Below are 2,825 nucleotides of genomic sequence, written 5' to 3'. Positions count from 1 at the left end.
CTGAATTTTCTTTCCAAAATCAAATAATATAGATTAATCAAATATTTGAGAATAACATTTTATTTAATCTTTTCATATATCAATTGTATGAAAAATTATTAGAATTTTAAAAAATGATAAAAATTCAAAAAGAAAAAATAGTAGTTATTTACTTGTCATGTTACTAAATAAAAAAATAATTTAAATATGATATATAGTCATTTATTTAGTGATTTCATTCTAAAATAAAGGGAGAAATGTCTATGCTATACGGTGCAATTGAAGCAGGCGGCACAAAATTTGTGTGTGCCATTGGCGATGAAGAAATGACGATCAAGGAAAGAGTGAGCTTTCCGACAACGACACCTGAGGAAACAATGCCTTTAGTCATTGACTTCTTCAAACAATACCAAGCAGATTTAGCAGGGATTGGGATTGGCTCATTTGGGCCTATCGATATCCATCGCGATTCCGCCACTTATGGGTACATTACCTCGACCCCGAAATTGGCATGGCAAAATTTTGATTTCATCGGTACCATGAAAAAAGAATTTCCGATCCCGATTTCTTGGACAACAGATGTCAATGCGGCTGCCTATGGTGAGTATGTCTTCGGCAGTGGCAAAGGATTGAGCAGTGTCGTTTACTATACGATCGGTACGGGTGTTGGCGGCGGTGCCTTACAAGAAGGGCGCTTTATCGAAGGGTTTAGTCATCCAGAAATGGGGCATATGCTCGTCGTCCCTCATCCAAAAGATGACTTTGCTGGCAGCTGTCCATTTCATGGCAACTGTTTAGAAGGGATGGCCGCTGGACCCGCCATCGAAAAACGCTTAGGGAAAAAAGGACAAGAGGTTGCAGAAGATGATCCTTATTGGGAAATCGAAGCCTCCTATATTGCTCAATGTGCCTACAATACAACCTTGATGTTTTCTCCAGATGTGATCATTTTTGGCGGTGGTGTGATGAAACAACGCCATATGCTGCAAAACGTCCACGACGCATTTGCAAAATTGGTCAATGGGTATGTCGAAACACCTGAGTTAAGCAAATATATCGTGACCCCAGCATTAGAAGACAACGCTGGAACGCTCGGTTGTTTGGCATTGGCTCGAGAAGCGGTCTTACATTCATAAACGAAAAAAGGCTCTTCGACATTTAGTGTTGGTAGAGAAAGATACAACTGAAAATTTAGTCATAACCAGTTAGGCAGAGTGCTTAACTGGTTTTTGTTTTACTTGGAAGATCAAGCCTTGAATGAGATAAATTCTTGCTCGAAAGTTATGGAAATTTCGATAGCCGTAGGCCACTTGTATTGTGCAATAGTTTTTTACAAAAAAAAGGGGGTGCGGATATTTTTTTGGACCTTTTTAACAAATATATCTTTGCTTCTTCCGATATTGAAGAGGGCTTAGCCCTCCTAAAGATAACTTAATTCGTTGATTATTATACCAATGAATATAATCATCCAATTTGTTTATAAACTGATTGATTGTTGTATTCTTCCAGTCACGTTGATAAAACATCTCGTTTTTTAATCGTCCAAAGAAACCTTCGCACGCTGAATTATCTGGTGAATAACCCTTTTTAGACATAGAGTGAAGCAAGTTGGCTTTGTTCCAATAGTCCAACTAACAATAGCACCATCGTAACAATCGACAAGTGGTGATAAGTAGATTTTCCCTGCGGGAATTCTAAATTCAGTAATATCTGTTAACCATTTTTCATTTGGCTTCTTTGCTTTAAAATTCCGATTTAATAAATTGGGGTGTGCAGGAGAAATTTCCCCAGCATACGAAGAATACTTTTTTCGTCTAGAAAATTTAACAAATAGATTTTCCTCAGTCATCAATCTACGTACAACTTTTTCAGAAAGCTTTTTACCCATATTTTTTAAAGCTTGGTGAATTCTACGGTAACCATACGCACAGAAGTTATGATTGAAAATCGTGATAATTAATTGACGTTCTTTGTAATACTTATCTGGTTTCTCAAGTGCTTGTTTTTGATAAAAATAGCTGCTTTTAGGCAACTGGAGCTGTTGAAGAAGCTCTTTCAAGGTGAACTGATTTCGTAAGGCATCAATCAATATCGTTTTTTCTTGATTTGATAGACAAAGAAGATTGACGCCTTTTTCTTTTTTTAGCAGTTCAGCCGCTCCTTCGAGTAATGCTTTTTCGAGCTGTAATTGGTGTACTTGTTTTTGTAAGTCTTCTACTTCCTTTAAAAGTAGCTCTTTTTGTTTTTCCTGATTTTTTAAAGTCATACGCAATGGAAAATCCTTTCCAAGAACCGTGTTTTTCCATTGATATAGAGTAACTCTACTAATTCCTTCAGATTCGGCTAAATTTTTCCTATTAGTTTGCGGTTTATAGAATTTTTTCAACACAGCTTCTTTTTGATCTTGTGTTAACTTTACCGCACTTTTTCGGAGTTTTCTAGCTCCTGGTGCAAGTTCTTCACACCACTGCCGCAAGGACTCTCTATTAGGATAACCAAGCATGCGAATGGTTCGTGCATAACATTGACCATATTCAAAATAATGATTCACCGCTATTCGTTTTTGTTCTTCAGAATACTTTGATTTTTTTCGGTGCTCCTGATGGAGCTCTCCGGATTCCAAATACTCTTTATACCATTTCCGTAGTGCACCAATCGACGGATACCCTAATTCTCGAATGGTTGCAGCATAAGAGCAATCGTATTTTAAAAATAACTGAATTGCCCTTACACGCTCTTTGTGGGAAAACACACGGACATTCCTCCTAAGTTTATTTTTTCGTCCAGGATTATGTCCGCACCCCCTTGCTTTCTGATGACTTATTCTGGTTCTTTGAGTGTCAATG

At 37.4% G+C, this 2,825-nt stretch carries 1 protein-coding gene and 1 pseudogene; one reads left to right on the top strand and one right to left on the bottom strand.

The window, feature by feature from the left end; translation table 11 throughout:
- The first annotated feature begins 242 nt into the window (after positions 1-242).
- A complete protein-coding gene (scrK, locus tag ESP02_RS13020) occupies positions 243-1,115 on the top strand; it encodes a fructokinase ScrK (protein WP_002292418.1) in 873 nt (290 codons plus the stop codon).
- A gap of 234 nt (positions 1,116-1,349) precedes the next feature.
- On the opposite strand, the pseudogene ESP02_RS13010 reads toward scrK, so the two are convergent.
- Positions 1,350-2,731, bottom strand: a pseudogene (locus tag ESP02_RS13010) (IS3 family transposase).
- Positions 2,732-2,825 lie beyond the last annotated feature (94 nt).

It is taken from the genome of Enterococcus sp. NBRC 3427 (assembly GCF_007996925.1).
Lineage (GTDB): Bacteria > Bacillota > Bacilli > Lactobacillales > Enterococcaceae > Enterococcus_B > Enterococcus_B lactis.
This window is presented reverse-complemented; position numbering and strand designations above follow the sequence as displayed.